This window comes from Virgibacillus sp. JSM 102003, assembly GCF_041949995.1.
Taxonomy (GTDB): domain Bacteria; phylum Bacillota; class Bacilli; order Bacillales; family Amphibacillaceae; genus Lentibacillus.
Window position 1 is genome coordinate 73,916 of sequence record NZ_JBHFQH010000004.1, and the last position, 16,653, is coordinate 90,568.

A 16,653-nucleotide genomic window follows, 5' to 3' on the forward strand; every position below is an offset into this window, starting at 1 on the left:
TGTTTCATCACCTTAAATTCCTCCATATCTTCTTTTCCTCTGCTGATAATCATGGAGGGCATTATTAAATATTTCCTCTGAGAAATCCGGCCATAATACGTCTGTGAACCAAAATTCAGAATAGGCAACCTGCCATAATAAAAAGTTGCTTAACCGTTGTTCACCACTTGTTCTAATTAATAAGTCAGGGTCTGTTAAGTCTTTCGTATATAAATATTCTGAGAAAGTGCTCTCATCTAAATTTTCCATGGATAATTTGGAACCATCAATGTCTGACATAACCTGCTTAATAGCACGCATGATTTCAAATCTACTACCATAGTTTAAAGCAAAATTTAATAATAAGCCATCATTATTTTTTGTCTTCTCTTTCGCATAATGAATAGCTTCTTTCGTATGATCAGGAAGGGCTTCAAAATCACCAATGGTATTAATTCTTACTTTATTTTCCATAAGTTCTGGTAAATATATATGTAGAAACTCTTTCGGTAATTTCATTAGAAAGTCAACTTCTGATTTTGGCCGTTTCCAGTTTTCTGTGGAAAAAGCATACAATGTTAGAATCTGTACATTAGAATTTCTTGCTGCTTTAACGATTTCTTTTACAACATTCATTCCTTCTTTATGTCCAGCTATCCGGGGTAGTCCCCGTTTCTTTGCCCATCGTCCGTTTCCGTCCATTATGATAGCAACATGATTCGGTATATTATCAAAGTCATGCTCTTCGTCTGAATCTTTATGCTGTTTATTTTTAAAAAAAGGAAACTTCATTGACATAATTTGTCCTCCGATATGGTTGATTATCCTTATACAATCCTTTTAAATATAATCAATATGAAGGATTAAAAACATTCATTCTATCGCCTGTTCCGGTGTCTAAACTTTAGAAATCAGATACAGTAAACCATTTAATATTATTTTGATGAATTACCATTATAGCATTATATGATTAAATTTTTATAAGGATTTCTTTAAAATATAAGAAAAACCTGCCTAATACCTGTAATGATGAGAGATGGCTTTTCTTATATTTTAAGGAAAAACTGATTTAAACATTTAGTAACTTCCATCAAATAATTTATCTATAATGTTTTACAGTTAGGAAAGCATACTCCTATATTACTGCTGTATAAGTGCATTAAGACTTAGAGATAAGCCAAGTTTTCTAAATATGTCTGATTTGGAAATAAAAGCCCTCTTAAACAAGAGGGCTAAAGCTTCTTATTTCATTACACCATATATTTAAACTTCAAGAATTTCCTTTTCCTTGCCTTTTGCTAACTGATCAATCTTTTCAATATGATTGTTTGTTTCTTTTTGAACATCATCCTGAGCAGCTTTAAGCTCATCTTCAGTTAAGTCATTATTTTTCTCAGCCTTTTTTAGCTGATCATTCGATTCACGACGAATATTCCTTACCTGTACACGACCTTCTTCAGCGTATTTACCTACGACTTTAACTAAATCCTTACGTCGCTCTTCTGTTAGAGATGGTATATTAATACGAATAACATTTCCATCATTTGAAGGTGACAGACCCAAGTCGGACTTTTGTATGGCCTTCTCCACATCACCAATTGATGATTTATCAAAAGGTGTTATTACAAGTAGTCTTGCTTCTGGTGCAGATACCGTTGATAATTGATTTAGAGGTGTTGACGCCCCATAATAATTTACATAAATACTGTCTAAAAGCGATGGGTTAGCACGACCAGCACGTACAGTTGCCAGGTTCTTTGAAAAAGCCTGAACCGCCTGCTCCATTTTACTACGTGTCTCCTTCAATATAGCATCTGACATTTTTATTTCCCCCTTATTGTTGTTCCGATTGGTTCACCTTGTACAACTCGTTTAATATTGCCCTCTTCGGTAATTGAAAATACAATTAATGGAATATCATTATCCATGCATAATGAAGATGCAGTAGAGTCCATAACACCTAGACCTTCATTTAGCATTTCCAAATAGGATATCTCCGTATACTTTTCGGCTTCCTTATTAACTTTTGGATCGTCAGAGTATACTCCATCTACATTATTTTTTGCCATTAAGATAACTTCAGCTTCGATTTCAGCAGCTCGTAATGCTGCTGTTGTATCTGTTGAGAAGAATGGGTTCCCTGTACCTGCAGCAAAAATGACAACACGTTTCTTTTCGAGATGGCGAATTGCTTTTCTTCTTATATAAGGCTCAGCCACTTGTCGCATTTCAATAGATGTTTGAACACGGGTTTGAATCCCATTATTTTCCAGGCTATCCTGAAGTGCAAGTGAATTCATAATTGTCGCCAGCATTCCCATATAATCAGCTGTCGCGCGATCCATACCCATTTCACTGCCGACTTTACCACGCCAAATATTTCCTCCGCCAACTACGATTGCTACCTCTACACCTAATTCTGCTACTTCTTTCACTTGTGCAGCAACTGATTGAATTATCTGTGGTTCTATTCCATAGCCTTCTTTTCCGCTTAAAGCCTCTCCACTTAATTTTAACACAATTCTACGGTACCGAGCTGTTGTCATATTTACCTCCATAGAAATATTATATTGTTTATATTAATGTTTGTTAAGCACAGATCGAGTTAGTACCTCTTAGTACTAGCGAAATAGGGAACAACAATTACGTGTTCCCCACCTTTAGAATTTACTATTTTTTCATTTGACTCGCTACTTCTTCGGCAAAGTTATCTTCGCGTTTTTCCATACCTTCGCCTACTTCATAACGAACAAATGTTTTTACTGTAGCACCTTTGTCAGCTACATACTTCTTCACTTTTTGATCAGGGTCTTTGACAAAGTTTTGTTCTAACAGACAAATCTCTTCAAAGAATTTACCTAGACGACCCTCAACCATTTTCTCTACAATATTTTCTGGTTTACCTTCATTTAAGGCCTGCGTCTTCAATAACTCACGCTCACGGCTTACTTCTTCTTCAGATACCGCATCACGTGAAACATAACGCGGGCTGACAGCAGCTGCATGCATTGCTATATCTTTTGCAACGTCATCATCAGTTGTTCCTTCAAGTAAAGATAGTACACCAATACTTCCCCCCATATGAAGATATGCACCAAATGCATCCTTATCCGTTTTGTTCAAAAGGCTAAAACGACGAAGAGAAATCTTTTCTCCTATTGTAGCAACAATAGAGTTTAGATACGTTTCAACTTTTTCTCCTTCACCATGTAGCTTTTGCTGTAAAGCTTCTTCTACTGTTTCAGGTTTTTGTTTCACGATATGTTTGCCCAGTTCAGATAGTAGTTGTTTAAATTGATCATTTTTTGTTACGAAGTCTGTTTCACAGTTTACTTCTAACAATACAGCAGAGTTATTATCAATCTCAATATGTGTTAAGCCTTCTGCAGCAACGCGGTCTGCTTTCTTCGCTGCTTTTGCAACGCCTTTTTCACGCAAGAAGTCCATCGCTTTATCGATGTCCCCATCTGTTTCCTGAAGTGCTTTCTTACAGTCCATCATACCTGCACCAGTTTTTTCCCGAAGTTCTTTAACCATTTTAGCCGTAATATCCATTGTAAATCCTCCTTATAGTATAAAACTTTTTATTGTATAACTTATGTGTCATGTATTTCTAAATAGCGCCATGCAGTTTCACTTATGAAACAGGAAAGGATTTATACCTTCTTAACTGTCAAAAAAGGGTGATAAAAGGCTTATCCCCTTATCACCCTCTACCTTTTACAATACTACTCTTTATCAGTTTCAGCAGTCTCTGCAGCAACAGCTTCGTCAGCTTCTGCTGGCTCTTCTGCTACTTCAGTTTCTTCGCCTTGCTTCACTTCCAGAATAGCGTCTGCCATTTTAGATGTTAAAAGCTTTACTGCACGAATTGCATCATCATTCGCTGGAATAACATAGTCAATTTCATCTGGATCACAATTTGTATCCACCATCCCGATAATTGGAATGTTTAATTTATGTGCTTCAGCGATTGCAATGCGTTCTTTACGAGGATCGATTACAAACATAGCGTCTGGAAGTTTGTTCATTTCTTTAATTCCACCTAGAAATTTAACTAAGCGGTCTTTTTCTTTTAATAAGTCTACTACTTCTTTTTTAGGTAGTACTTCAAAAGTACCGTCCTCTTCCATACGCTCAATATCTTTAAGACGATTAATACGTTTACGGATTGTTTGGAAGTTAGTTAAAGTTCCACCTAACCAGCGTTGATTAATATAGTACATACCAGAACGAGTTGCTTCATCACGAACTGAATCTTGTGCTTGTTTTTTTGTACCTACGAAAAGAATTGTACCACCATTTGATGCGATTTCTTTAACGTATTTGAACGCTTCGTCTACCTTCTTAACTGTTTTTTGAAGGTCAATGATATAAATACCGTTACGCTCCGTGAAGATATATTTCTTCATCTTTGGATTCCAACGGCGTGTCTGGTGACCGAAATGTACACCAGCCTCCAACAATTGTTTCATCGAAATTACTGACATAAAAAATTCCTCCTATTGGTTATATTCCTCCGCTTAGGTCATTTTTGCATAAAGACCATAAATGGCACCATTCATCCAAATCACTAAGCGTGTGTTTTTAAACATGCTCACTTTCGATAGGCGAACATAGTATTTACACCAAAAATAAATATACCATATCAGATATTAGCAATCAAGTTTTACAAATAGTTTTTCTCATAATCAATAATAATTTTTTTGGCTCTGTTCGTAAATCCTGTTGCTCGTTAACCACCACAGTTGATATCAACCCCAACACCGCTTATTTTATCTCGTTCTAATGATGGTTAAGTGCTTCGTTTTCATAGGCACGGCCCAAGTCTCCTCATGACGTTAAGAATGCTTCTTCCACTTGCTGTTAGCATAGTTCAGGGAAAACTTCAGCAGCATTACACCGGAGATTCTCATACATCTATAAGTCAGATAGTCAGGATGATTTCCCTGGTTTACTTGCCATGTAATTTTATTACTAAATCTGCTTCTGTTTTTCCACAATTCAACCGTCTTGCGATATCTTCTGCAGTAATACCTTGGTCATAAAGTTGCAGTATTCTGGCTTGCAAAGAAGTTTCAGAATCATCTTCCACTTCAGCATCCACTGGAATATACTCTGAAGTTTCTTCTTTCTTTTCTGCTTCAGCATTTACTGCTGTCTTATTATTTGATTTCCCGATTTCTCTCTCTAAAAAACGATTCTCTTCCTTTATTTCCTCTAAATATGTTTCCAATAGCTCCATAACATCCTGAGAACTATCCCTTTTTAAAAGCTGTACCTGTTTAAACAATTGAAAAATTGCAACTAAAGCAACTAAGTGCAACAAAAAACTTATTATAAGTAACAACGATGTCATCGTATCCCTCTATCCATTAAAATCAATTTTTTTGCCCAAGTAGGGATGTTCTGCAAACTCATCTATTGGGGCATAGCCCAATTCGGATTGCTGGTCTTCTGAGTCATTAGTATCGCGATCCTCTTTGTTCTTGTTTTTAACATTGTGAATGTTTTCAAACTCTTGCACGCGTTTACGTTTTTGCTCAATATCTTTTAATTGGCTTTGCGCAAGCGACTCTTGGAAATGCTGATTTTGTTTCAGCATTTGTTCTTGAAGTTTTCCTGCATCCTGTGTCCTTGGAAGCGCCACTTGCATTTCTATTGATTTCCAGCTCAACAGAATCACTTCCTAAATAATTTATTTTATATTTTGCATACTAATTTCATTTTTTTCTAATGTCATTTCAATATATTGTTGATTTCTTTCAATTTTACGTTTAAATTTTCCGAACGATACAATTACATTTGGATAGACATGTCCTCTTATTATTAATAGGGATTCATGTTCACTGCCTAACTCAGCGGTTAACTGTTCCAGTGTCTTTTCCGCTTCCTCTAGTTGGTCAGCAGCTTTTTGATAAGAATTTTTAATACGCAGCAATGTTATTTTTGCCTTAGCGGTATCCGAATTTTCCTGATCCACCATTTTTTTCTCAATCGTTTTTAACTTCGACAGTGTTCCTTGTAACTCCTCTTTTTTTGCTAATAATTTTTTCTCCCGATCAGCTGTCGTTTTATTAAAACCAAATGCAATTTCTGTTTTGGTGCCCAATCGATTTCCGATATCCTTTGCTTCTACGAGCTTCCCAGCAGATATTGAACCACCAATTATATTACCTCGCTGACAAAATACTTGTTGTTTTGCAGTTATATTACTATGTAAAATTGAATTCTCTGCATATATGTCATTTCCAGCATATACTGTCCCCTGGTTAATATAACCGATTCGTAAATTCTCTCCAGCGTTAATAAACCCTTTCTTCAATCCTGAAAGTCCTTCTGATATGTATACAGAACCTTCCGCGATAATTGTAGCAGCTTCAACCATACCAAAAATACTAATATCACCTTTTGCTTTTACTGTATACCCTGATGGAACATCCCCTTTTATTATAATTGAGCCGACAAAATCCAAATTTCCTTGTTTCATGGATAAGTCTTCCTTAACCTCAAATACACTTAATACTTGGATAGATCGTTCTGTTATACTAATTTGTCCTTCTATTGTTGCATAATATGAAAGATCATCTTCTCGGAACACAACATTTTCACCTGATTTCAGACGTGACGCCTTGCCAGGCCGTGCTTGTATTGGTCTCCCGAATACATCGCTGCCAGTTATACCAGAAGTGGGTAATGTTAAGGTTGCAAGCCGTTGTCCTTCCATAACGGATGGAATACGCATTACATCACGAAAGTTCCAGTTAGAAGTTTTATTTGTTCTGTTGTCATCAAGATTGAATTCATAATTAATTTTTCCATCCTTACCGTCTTCTGGAGAGACTCCTTTTGCTATCAATAAAGGGTAAATATCCGAATTATTAACTGTAAGTAGAGTATCAAGAGCATTTTCATCAATACCAGCTGTTATTTTGTTATCATGTAAAAACTGTATAATTTCATTCCTGTCCAACCTTAGTTCGCTTTTATCGTTATCCCCTGTATAATCTAAATAAGCAAACATACGATCATTAGATGCTGATACAACAAAGAAATCCTGTAGTTTCCCCATGTTGATTCCCCTCGATCTTTCTCTTATTTAATGGGTAGATTGCATTTTATTAAGCGTATTTTTTAATTTAAAAATAGCTTTTCTGTGGATTTGCGAAATACGTGAAGTCGTTAATTCCAGCACTTGCCCTATCTCTGTCAAAGTGAGTTCCTGCTGATAGAATAAGCTTACTACCATCTGTTCATTCTCATTTAACAGTTTAATACTTTCTGCTAATTCCTGTTTTATTTCCGTTTGAAGCATATGATCATCTGGTGAAATGGCAGAATCATCCGGTATAGTATAACCAATGCCCTCTTTATGTTCTGCTGAATTATCTTTAGATTTTTCTTCAATTGACAGTATGTTTGCAAAAAGTGAATCACGTACTAATTCTTCAACTTCATGCACAGGGATTTTAAGTTTAGCTGCAATTTCTTCAGCTGTCGGATTGCGTTGAAGGCTTTGCTCCAGTTCCTGAGACACTTTTTCAACTTTTTTAGTCTTTTCTCTAATAGATCTTGGGAGCCAATCTTCCTTTCTTAACCCATCGATAATAGCACCACGAATACGAAACGATGCATATGTATCAAATTTAAGATTACGATTATGTTCAAATTTATTTAACGCATCAAATAAGCCCATTAATCCAAAGCTTTTCAAGTCATCTTTATTAACGTTGCTTGGCAGGTGACTTGAAACTCTTTCAACATGAAAGGTTACCAGATACATGTAATTTTCAATTAACTCATTTGCAGCCTCATTATCTTTATTTTCCAGCCACTTTTTCCACAGTTTTTGCTCTAGAGGAGATTTATTAGTTGTCATTTGATTGCTCCTCCCTATAATTATTAGTTGCGCTTATGCAGTAAGTAAGCATTATATCTTAACTGCCTAAATAATTAATTCACCTTTGTTAACCGTACGTATTTTCAAGTTCCCTGTAGCAGGGTCAAAATCAATTGTTCTGCCACTATTTCCGCCAACATCCATAGCTGCCACAGGTATTCGATATTGTCCTAGCTTCTCTTGGATAGCCTGTACATTTCTTGGACCAATTCGCATTAAATCATTAGATGATTCAAATTGAAACATTTGTGCACCACCGGCCAATTTAGCTTGAAGAGCATATTTTCTGGCACCGTTTGCGCATAGTTCATTTACTAAATAATCGATAGCCGTATTAGCATACTTAAATTCGTTCAGATTTGACTTTTTCGCAAGTTGGGAATCCGGCAACATTACATGTGCTAACCCTGCAACTTTACGAGATAAGTCATATATAACTGCCCCTACACATGAGCCAAGACCTGAAGTACGTATTATATGTGGCGACTTTACAATTTCGAGATCAGCAATTCCAACCTTAACAACTGTTTGTGTATCATCCATCATTTTCAATTCCTAGTGCTTTAAAAATTTTAGGAAACGCTTCTGGGTCAGGCAGAAAAAAGAAATTACCATGTATTCCATTGTCAGATTCACTATCATTAATTTTAGTATCAATAATTATTGCATAATCAGTAACTTGCGACACGTCAATTAAGCCAACTGTTAAAACAGCTCCAGCCATATCAACACTTAAATATGGTACTGATGGCTGCATCTTGAGACTTGTAAAATCAGATAGGGCAGATATGTAGGAGCCGGTTAGTATGTTTCCCGTTTCTTTCAAAGCAGAAAATACCAAGTCATTTGGTTCTTTCTCATTTAATAATGTAAAGTCATCCGCATTAGTAATACTTCTTACTAAGGATTCAGCTTCTTCGATACTTAGAATAAAATAAACTTTGCCTGGTGCTTCACCCAAAATGTGTATCATAATTCCGACGATGGGTGTTTCCGGGCCACCTATCATTTCCATCACTTCGTCAAATGCTACAACATTCACAGAAGGGACAGCCATATCAATTTTTTTGTTAATTAATTTCGACATAGATGTCGCTGCGTTTCCAGCACCAATATTTCCTATTTCCCGCAGCACATCCATTTGCACGGTTGAGAGACGGCTTATATCATCCATTCTATTACCCTTCCACTGATTTCAACTCGGTTATTTCTTCTTTCGTTAAAACCTTTTGTAAATTAAGCAGTATCAGTAAACGATTATCCAATTTTGCAACACCGTCAATATAATCAACATCTACTGATCCTATCACTTCTGGTGCTGGCTCAATTGCATTTTCCGGAATATCAATTACATCATTTGCGGCATCAACAATCAGACCTACCTCCATATCATCAAGGTAAACAATTATGATCCGACTTGATTCTGTAAACTCAGTTTCCTGTAATCCAAAACGGATTCTAAGATCGATAATCGGTGTAACTACACCACGTAAATTAATAACCCCTTTAACAAAATCAGCCGTTTGTGGAACCCTTGTTATCGGTTCAATTCGCTCAATTGAACCTACTTGCTGCACTGACACTGCGTATTCCTCATCATTTAATTGAAAGATTATTACCTTACGATCAAAAACTGTTTCATTCTCCATTTTAATTCCCCCATTTTCTTATTATTTAACCAGAGCATTACTGTCGATAATTAAGGCTACCTCACCATCCCCGAGAATAGTTGCTCCGGATATAGCAAAGGTGTTGGATAAATAATTGCCCAACGATTTTAATACGACTTCCTGCTGACCGATTAATGAATCGACAACTAGTCCAGCCAATTTGTCCCCCTTACGAACAATGACAACTGATAAATATTCTTGACCTTCTTCATTTGTTTGCGGAACATTGAAAATGTCGTTCAAATAAACCAGTGGCACTACTTTACCTCGAAAGTCTATTACACTCTTATTATGTGCCAACATAACCTGATCTTTATGGATAATCGATGTTTCAATAATTGATGATAATGGTACTGCATATTTTTCATTTTGTAACTCTACGAGTAAGACTGACATTATTGATAGTGTTAAGGGTAGTTGAATCGAAAAATTCGAACCTTCATCGATGGTTGCATCTATTGTTATACTGCCACCTAACGATTCGATTGTATTTTTTACAACATCTAATCCTACACCACGACCTGATAAATCGGAAATAGCATCTGCAGTTGAAAATCCACTTTCCATAATCAGCTCATAAATCTGTTGATCTGACAATGTCTCAGCATGAGCAGTACTTATCACTTCATTTGCAATTGCCTTATCAAGCACTTTTTGTTTATTAATTCCAGCACCATCATCTGATATTTCAATAAACACATGGTTTCCACTATGATAAGCTTCAAGTCTAATTGTTCCTTGTTCAGGCTTTCCTTTTGCATTTCGTTCCTGCGGTGACTCAATTCCATGATCCATTGCATTTCGTATCAGATGGACCAATGGATCCCCAATTTCGTCAATTACAGTACGATCCAATTCTGTTTCTGCTCCAATAATGTCAATATCCACATTTTTATTTAAGTCACGTGCAAGCTGTCTTATCATACGCGGAAATCGATTAAATACCTGATCAATTGGTACCATTCGCATTGTTAGAATAATATTTTGCAAGTCTCCAGAAACACGTGACATACGCTCGACTGTTTCCTGAAGATCGTTGTTATCAAGTTCCATTGAAATTTGTTCTAAACGTCCACGGTCAATAACCAATTCCTCAAATAGGTTCATTAAAACATCCAGGCGTTCAATATTTACTCGAATTGTTTTACTGACTGGACTTTTACCAGTGCTCTTATTTTCATTCTTATTTTTTTCTGGCAATTTCGGTGCGTTTTGTACTTCCACTTCAGATTCTTTGTCCATCTGCCCCTGTGTGTATGTATCTACTGAAAAGTGGTTTACGAGAACTCTCTCAATCTCTGACACTTTCATAACTTTTGATTGTATTTCTTCCTCTGCAAATTGAGATACTAAAAGAACTGTGAATGTACTTTTAAAATTTTCTTCCTCCAGCTCATTAACAGGTGGTTCTGATTTAATTACTTCTCCTAGTTTTTCCAATACCTCAAACACCATAAAAACACGAGCACCTTTTAATAAACAATCTTCGCTCAGATGGACGGATATCTCATAGTTGGAAAATCCGCGTTCAGATGATTCTTTTAAAATGGAAATTTCAAACTGGTCCAAAGATTTAACAGTTTTCAGTGTATTAAGCGTTTTATTTGGCACGTCTTTACTTGCTTCAGTATTTATTATTCCATTTTCACCATTTTCAATTTGGTCCAAGTATGTAACAATATGGCTTACATCCCGTTTTCCATCTCCTCCGTTCCCAATATCTTCAACAATCGCGTTTAATTGATCTACCGCATCAAAAAGAATATCAATCATGTCAGATTGGACAACTATTTTATCGTATCTGATACCATCGAAAATATTCTCAAGCTTATGCGTTAAGTTAGCTACGTCCGTATAACCCATAGTTGCAGACATACCTTTTAAAGTATGTGCAGCTCGAAATATTTCATCTATTATCGTCTTGTCTTTGGGACTTTTTTCCAATTCAAGTAACTGTTTGTATAACGCTTCCAAATGCTCTGTGCTTTCATCAATAAACACATCTAAATATTGTGTTGTATCCATGATTACATCCCCCCTGGTCTATTTACTAATTTCGTAATGGTATCCCCAACCTTATGTAAATGAACAATCTGATTGACGTGACTTGTTTTCACCGCTGCTTTAGGCATTCCATATACAACAGTTGATTCTTCCGCTTCAGCAATAATAACGGATTCCGGATCTGATTCTTTCAATACATTTATGCCCCGTGATCCATCACTGCCCATTCCAGTCAGTACAGCAGCTATTTTATTGACCTCTTCAACTTTTGCCAATGATTCAAAAAGAACATCAACTGCAGGTCTATGGCCGTTTCTTTGAGGTTCCTGTGTCAATATAATAGCATGTTCAGTTCCAACAGTTTGTAACCTGATATGATAATTCCCTGGTGCAATGTATGCTGTCTTCTCATTTATGATTTCTCCATGGGACGCTTCTTTAATCCGAATACCAGCTACTTTATCAAGTCGTTCGGCAAGTGACTTGGTAAACCCGGCAGGCATGTGCTGAACAATTAAAATCGGGGCTGAAAAATCACTTCGTAAATCGGTTAAAACCCGCTGTAATGCTTTCGGTCCACCAGTAGAAGCGCCAATTGTTACTATCGATTTCGAGTATCTTTTTGGAGCAGCAATATTTGTTATGCTAGCAGTATCCTTTAAGGGACTCTTTTTAACTATTTTTGCCTGTGAAGCAACAATAACCTTAGTAATTATCTCGTCTTTCATTTCATCTATATTTAGTGAAATTGCACCGGATGGCTTTGTAATAAAATCAATAGCACCATTTGATATTGCTTGTACTGTTTTAGTTGTTCCTTCCTCAGTTACACTGGAGAGCATGATTACTGGGGTAGGTATTAACTCCATAATATGTTGTAAAGCTGTAATTCCATCCATTACTGGCATTTCCACATCGAGGGTAACGACATCGGGCTTATGTTCCTGAATTTTTTGAAGTCCGTATTTACCATTTCTCGCTGTAGCAACTACCTCAATTCGATTATCACTAGATAGCATGTCTGTGATTATTTTACGCATAAATGCTGAGTCATCAATTACTACAATACGTATGGGCGTCATGTAAATTACCTCTCCATCATAAACTGCTTAAGTTTTTTTACAAAGGAAGTAGATTTCTGTTGCTGAGATTCAGTTCCATATAATGTATAGTTTCTAACGATTACGTTAATAGCCTTAGAAACAGCAGCCTTATTATTTAATAAAACATATGGTATCTGGCGTATAACTGCAGTTGGAACTATTTTATCGTCAGGAAGTATACCTAGCTTTTTGATTTCCACATTTAAAAATTGAGCAACAACCCGTTGAAATCTATCCAATGCCTGATTCCCGCTTTTAGCCGAGGCTGAACGGTTCATAATTACTGAGATAGGCATATTTCCTTGCCTGTTTAGAATGTGCTTTATCATGCCATATGCATCAGTTATAGAAGTAGGTTCCGGTGTAGTGACAACAATACATTCGTCAGAAGCAAGAATCATCGATAAGCTATCATTTGTTGCGCCTGCACCCATATCAAAAATAATATAATCATACAGTTTAACTAGTTCATCATATTGCTGGTAAAAGTAATCTCTTTTCTCCTCATCCATCAAAAAAAGATCTGTCAATCCCGACCCTGCTGCAATATATGCCAAACCACGTGGTCCTGTTTCTATAATATCATGAACTGATAAGCGATCAGTAAACATATCAACAATAGTTTTCTCTGAATGTAAACCTAGTAATATATCAATATTACCCATTCCAACATCCAAATCCATCAGTAGGACTTTCTTATCCTGACTCAGTAGCTCTAATGAAAAGTTTAAAGCGACATTTGACTTGCCAACACCACCCTTTCCACTTACTACAGCTATTGTTCTTGTTTGTCTTGGATCTTTGGAAATTTCCAGTTGACGTCTAAGGCTTGCAGCTTGATCATGCATCACTAAGATCACCTACTATATAACTGCTAATAAGACTTGGTGATGGTTCAATTATATCGTCCGGTACATCCTGACCGTTTGTCATAAATGCTACCCCTACATTTTTCTTTAGTACAATGTTCAATATGCTGCCATATTGCCTTGTCTCATCCACTTTAGTAAAAATCACCTCTCCAATTGATAAATGATGGAACTGATCGAATATTTCTGTTATATCTTTCGGCTTTGCTGTCATGGATAATACTAAATACGTTTCAATAGAAGCATTAAATTCAATACTATTTTGCAGCTCTCTTACGTACTTTTCATCGCGAAAATTACGTCCAGCAGTATCAACAAGAATTAAATCATAGGATTTAAACTTTTCAACAGCATCCTTATAATCTTCAATGTTATAAGCAACTTCAATTGGTATATCCAGTATTTTTGAATATGTTTTAAGTTGCTCAATCGCCGCAATTCGATATGTGTCAGCGGTTATAAATGCAACCTTTTTGTTATCTTTAAGCATACTGGCCGCTGCAACCTTTGCAATTGTTGTTGTTTTTCCAACACCTGTTGGCCCAACAAATTGAATAATTTTATTTTGATATGTCAGTCCCTTAAAAGGCAGTTCCCTCAATCTGTTTTCTATTTCTGTCTTTGTATCATCCACAATAATATCGTGTGTAGGAGTAACTTCTGGTAACATGTCATGTTTGTTTATAATAGTATCAATTATACTTTTTGCTAAATCCTCATCAATTTCTTGATTTATCAAATAGTAAAACATAACTTGATACTCATCTGGATAATCGTTATTTCTATTCGATGACTGTAATTCAACAATTTTCTTCAAGTGTCGTATTTCATTTAAAATAGTATCATCTTCATTACTTGCAACTTTCTTAATACTGGCTGTATCATTTATCCGATTTTGCTGTTTGGATGGTTGAGGCTGTGGATCAAGTGCAGCAATTACTTCAATATTTCTTTTCTTAAAAAATCCTAAAAAGCCACCATGAAAAATTTCTTTTGAGTTTAGAATAACAGCTTCAGAGCCTAGTTCTTTGCGAATTCGATTCATGGCCTCTGGCATTGTTGATGCTACATACTTTTTTACCTTCATGCTACATTCACCACCCCAACACTTTGTATTTGAACATTTGGTTCTAATTCGTTATACGATAGCACAACCACTTGTGGCAAAAACCGATCCAGTAACTGTTTGAGATACATCCTAATTGCAGGAGAGCATAGAACAACAGCAGTTTCCTCTTGTAATGTAAGCTTTTCTACTTCATCATGCAGGGTTTTCACAATTACTTGCTGTGACTCTGGGTCTAACGCCAAATAATTGCCATGCTCAGTCTGTTGAATGTTTTCTGCAATCATTTTTTCTACTTTACCTGATACAGTAATCACTTTTAATGACATATCGTCATCAGCATATTGTTTGGTTATTTGTGATGACAATGATTGCCGAACATATTCAGTTAGTAGTTCTGTATCATTTGTCATCTTGCCAAAATCAGCAAGCGTTTCGAAAATAATTGGCAGATTTCGAATTGAGATATTCTCTCTGAGTAGTTTGGCCAAAACTTTTTGAACGTCGCCAACCGCTAATGGCTCTGGAGTAACCTCTTCTACCAGAATTGGATAATTTTCTTTTAAGTGATCTATTAATTGCTTCGTCTCTTGACGACCTAACAACGCGTGTGCATTTTGTTTGATTATTTCCGTGATATGAGTTGAAACAACTGATGGAGGATCAACCACCGTGTACCCGGATAACTCTGCATCGTCCTTGTTCTCTTCACTAATCCACTTTGCCGGTAAACCAAATGCAGGCTCTTTTGTTTCAATCCCATCAATCTCTTCATCATCTATGTCGGGTGTCATTGCCAAATAATGGTCAAGCAACAACTCACCAATAGCGACTTCATTTCCCTTTATTTTTAACCGGTATTCATTTGGATTTAGCTGGATGTTGTCTCGTATTCTAACGACAGGGACTACAATACCTAATTCAATAGCAAGCTGTCTTCGTATCATTACTACTCGGTCAAGCAAATCACCGCCTTGACTAGCATCGACCAATGGAATAAGTGCATAGCCAAATTCGAATTCAATAGGATCCATATTTAATAGATTGACAACACTTTCAGGTGATTTCATTGATGAAGATTCTGTCTGCTCTTCCTCTTCGATATCAGGCTCTTCTTGTTCATCAGACTGCTTCAGTAGTACATATCCTCCCAAAGCTAATAGTCCGGCCAACGATGTAGTTAGAAAGAAATTAATCGGTGTAAATCCAAGAAGGAATAAAGTTCCTGCTGCGATAAACAGCAGTTTCGGATATTGCAGTAGCTGTTCCGTTACATCGCTTCCCAAATTACCTGTTGATGTTGTCCTTGTAACTACAATCCCTGTCGCAGTCGCAATTAATAATGCAGGTATCTGACTTACCAAACCATCGCCAACAGTAAGGCGCATATATGTATTCATAGCTTCTGTAAAGGTGAAATCCATCTGAACCATACCAATAACAAGCCCAAATATAATATTAATTAAAACAATAATAATCCCTGCTATGGCATCGCCTTTCACAAATTTACTTGCCCCATCCATAGCTCCATGAAAATCAGCTTCACTTTCTACTTTCTCCCGCCGTTCTTTGGCTTGTTGCTCGGAAATCAATCCAGCATTTAAATCAGCATCAATACTCATTTGCTTACCAGGCATAGCATCCAATGTAAATCTAGCAGCAACTTCAGATACTCGTTCTGCACCTTTTGTAATAACTAAAAATTGAATAATAACCAAAATAATAAATACAACAAAACCTACAAGCGGATTATCACCAATTACAAAAGTACCAAACGTATCAATAACACCACCAGCATCAGCCTCAGATAGTATTGATCTTGTAGTGGAAACATTCAAAGCTAGTCGAAATAATGTCAATAACAATAGGAGAGAAGGAAATATCGAGAATTGTAATGCCTCTTGTGTATTCATTGATACTAATATAACGACAAGTGCTAAAGATATGTTACATAATATGAGTACACTTAATAGCCATCCCGGTAATGGGATAACAAGCATAATTATAATTAAAATTACTCCTAAAAGTACGGATAAATCACGTGCTTTCATAGATGTCTCTC

The 16,653-nt window shown here is 36.3% G+C and carries 17 protein-coding genes; all 17 read right to left on the reverse strand.

Going from position 1 to position 16,653, the window contains the following annotated elements:
• Window positions 1–12: 12 nt before the first annotated feature.
• Window positions 13–777, reverse strand: coding sequence for an undecaprenyl pyrophosphate synthase (locus tag ACE1TG_RS05770; protein WP_375051415.1), 765 nt, complete (start codon window positions 775–777; stop codon window positions 13–15).
• Between the two features lie 465 nt (window positions 778–1,242).
• Complete coding sequence (gene frr / locus ACE1TG_RS05775) at window positions 1,243–1,800, reverse strand: ribosome recycling factor (RefSeq protein WP_375051416.1); 558 nt, start codon at window positions 1,798–1,800, stop codon at window positions 1,243–1,245.
• Between the two features lie 2 nt (window positions 1,801–1,802).
• Window positions 1,803–2,525, reverse strand: coding sequence for a UMP kinase (gene pyrH, locus ACE1TG_RS05780; protein WP_375051417.1), 723 nt, complete (start codon window positions 2,523–2,525; stop codon window positions 1,803–1,805).
• 124 nt (window positions 2,526–2,649) lie between these two features.
• The gene (gene tsf, locus ACE1TG_RS05785; RefSeq protein ID WP_375051418.1) at window positions 2,650–3,534 is read right to left on the reverse strand and encodes a translation elongation factor Ts; all 885 of its coding nucleotides are present in this window, start codon (window positions 3,532–3,534) and stop codon (window positions 2,650–2,652) included.
• Between the two features lie 173 nt (window positions 3,535–3,707).
• Window positions 3,708–4,469, reverse strand: a complete 762-nt coding sequence (gene rpsB / locus ACE1TG_RS05790; protein ID WP_375051419.1) for a 30S ribosomal protein S2 — start codon at window positions 4,467–4,469, stop codon at window positions 3,708–3,710.
• Between the two features lie 464 nt (window positions 4,470–4,933).
• Window positions 4,934–5,338, reverse strand: a complete 405-nt coding sequence (locus ACE1TG_RS05795) for a DUF6115 domain-containing protein (RefSeq protein WP_375051420.1) — start codon at window positions 5,336–5,338, stop codon at window positions 4,934–4,936.
• 9 nt (window positions 5,339–5,347) lie between these two features.
• Window positions 5,348–5,665, reverse strand: a complete 318-nt coding sequence (locus ACE1TG_RS05800; RefSeq protein WP_375051421.1) for a hypothetical protein — start codon at window positions 5,663–5,665, stop codon at window positions 5,348–5,350.
• 12 nt (window positions 5,666–5,677) lie between these two features.
• Entirely contained in the window at window positions 5,678–7,051 is a 1,374-nt protein-coding gene (locus tag ACE1TG_RS05805) for a flagellar assembly protein A (RefSeq protein WP_375051422.1), read from the reverse strand.
• A 27-nt stretch (window positions 7,052–7,078) separates the two neighbouring features.
• Window positions 7,079–7,858: a FliA/WhiG family RNA polymerase sigma factor gene (locus tag ACE1TG_RS05810; RefSeq protein WP_375051423.1), complete on the reverse strand. Its 780-nt coding sequence runs from the start codon at window positions 7,856–7,858 to the stop codon at window positions 7,079–7,081.
• 66 nt (window positions 7,859–7,924) lie between these two features.
• Window positions 7,925–8,422, reverse strand: coding sequence for a chemotaxis protein CheD (locus ACE1TG_RS05815; RefSeq protein WP_375051599.1), 498 nt, complete (start codon window positions 8,420–8,422; stop codon window positions 7,925–7,927).
• On the reverse strand, window positions 8,415–9,053 hold the full coding sequence (locus tag ACE1TG_RS05820) for a chemotaxis protein CheC (protein ID WP_375051424.1): 639 nt from the start codon (window positions 9,051–9,053) through the stop codon (window positions 8,415–8,417). The genes ACE1TG_RS05815 and ACE1TG_RS05820 overlap by 8 nt, the downstream gene beginning before the upstream one ends.
• Before the next feature lie 4 nt (window positions 9,054–9,057).
• Entirely contained in the window at window positions 9,058–9,528 is a 471-nt protein-coding gene (locus tag ACE1TG_RS05825) for a chemotaxis protein CheW (RefSeq protein ID WP_375051425.1), read from the reverse strand.
• A gap of 21 nt (window positions 9,529–9,549) precedes the next feature.
• Window positions 9,550–11,574, reverse strand: a complete 2,025-nt coding sequence (locus ACE1TG_RS05830) for a chemotaxis protein CheW (protein WP_375051426.1) — start codon at window positions 11,572–11,574, stop codon at window positions 9,550–9,552.
• 2 nt (window positions 11,575–11,576) lie between these two features.
• Window positions 11,577–12,635 (reverse strand): protein-glutamate methylesterase/protein-glutamine glutaminase, encoded by a 1,059-nt coding sequence (locus tag ACE1TG_RS05835; protein ID WP_375051427.1) that lies wholly within the window; start codon window positions 12,633–12,635, stop codon window positions 11,577–11,579.
• A gap of 5 nt (window positions 12,636–12,640) precedes the next feature.
• Window positions 12,641–13,504 (reverse strand): MinD/ParA family protein, encoded by an 864-nt coding sequence (locus ACE1TG_RS05840; RefSeq protein WP_375051428.1) that lies wholly within the window; start codon window positions 13,502–13,504, stop codon window positions 12,641–12,643.
• Window positions 13,497–14,612 carry a flagellar biosynthesis GTPase FlhF gene (gene flhF, locus ACE1TG_RS05845; RefSeq protein ID WP_375051429.1) on the reverse strand — a complete coding sequence of 372 codons (1,116 nt, stop codon included), beginning with the start codon at window positions 14,610–14,612 and terminating at the stop codon, window positions 13,497–13,499. Before flhF ends, ACE1TG_RS05840 begins: the two co-directional genes overlap by 8 nt.
• Window positions 14,609–16,642: a flagellar biosynthesis protein FlhA gene (gene flhA / locus ACE1TG_RS05850; RefSeq protein ID WP_375051430.1), complete on the reverse strand. Its 2,034-nt coding sequence runs from the start codon at window positions 16,640–16,642 to the stop codon at window positions 14,609–14,611. The genes flhF and flhA overlap by 4 nt, the downstream gene beginning before the upstream one ends.
• Between the last annotated feature and the right edge of the window lie 11 nt (window positions 16,643–16,653).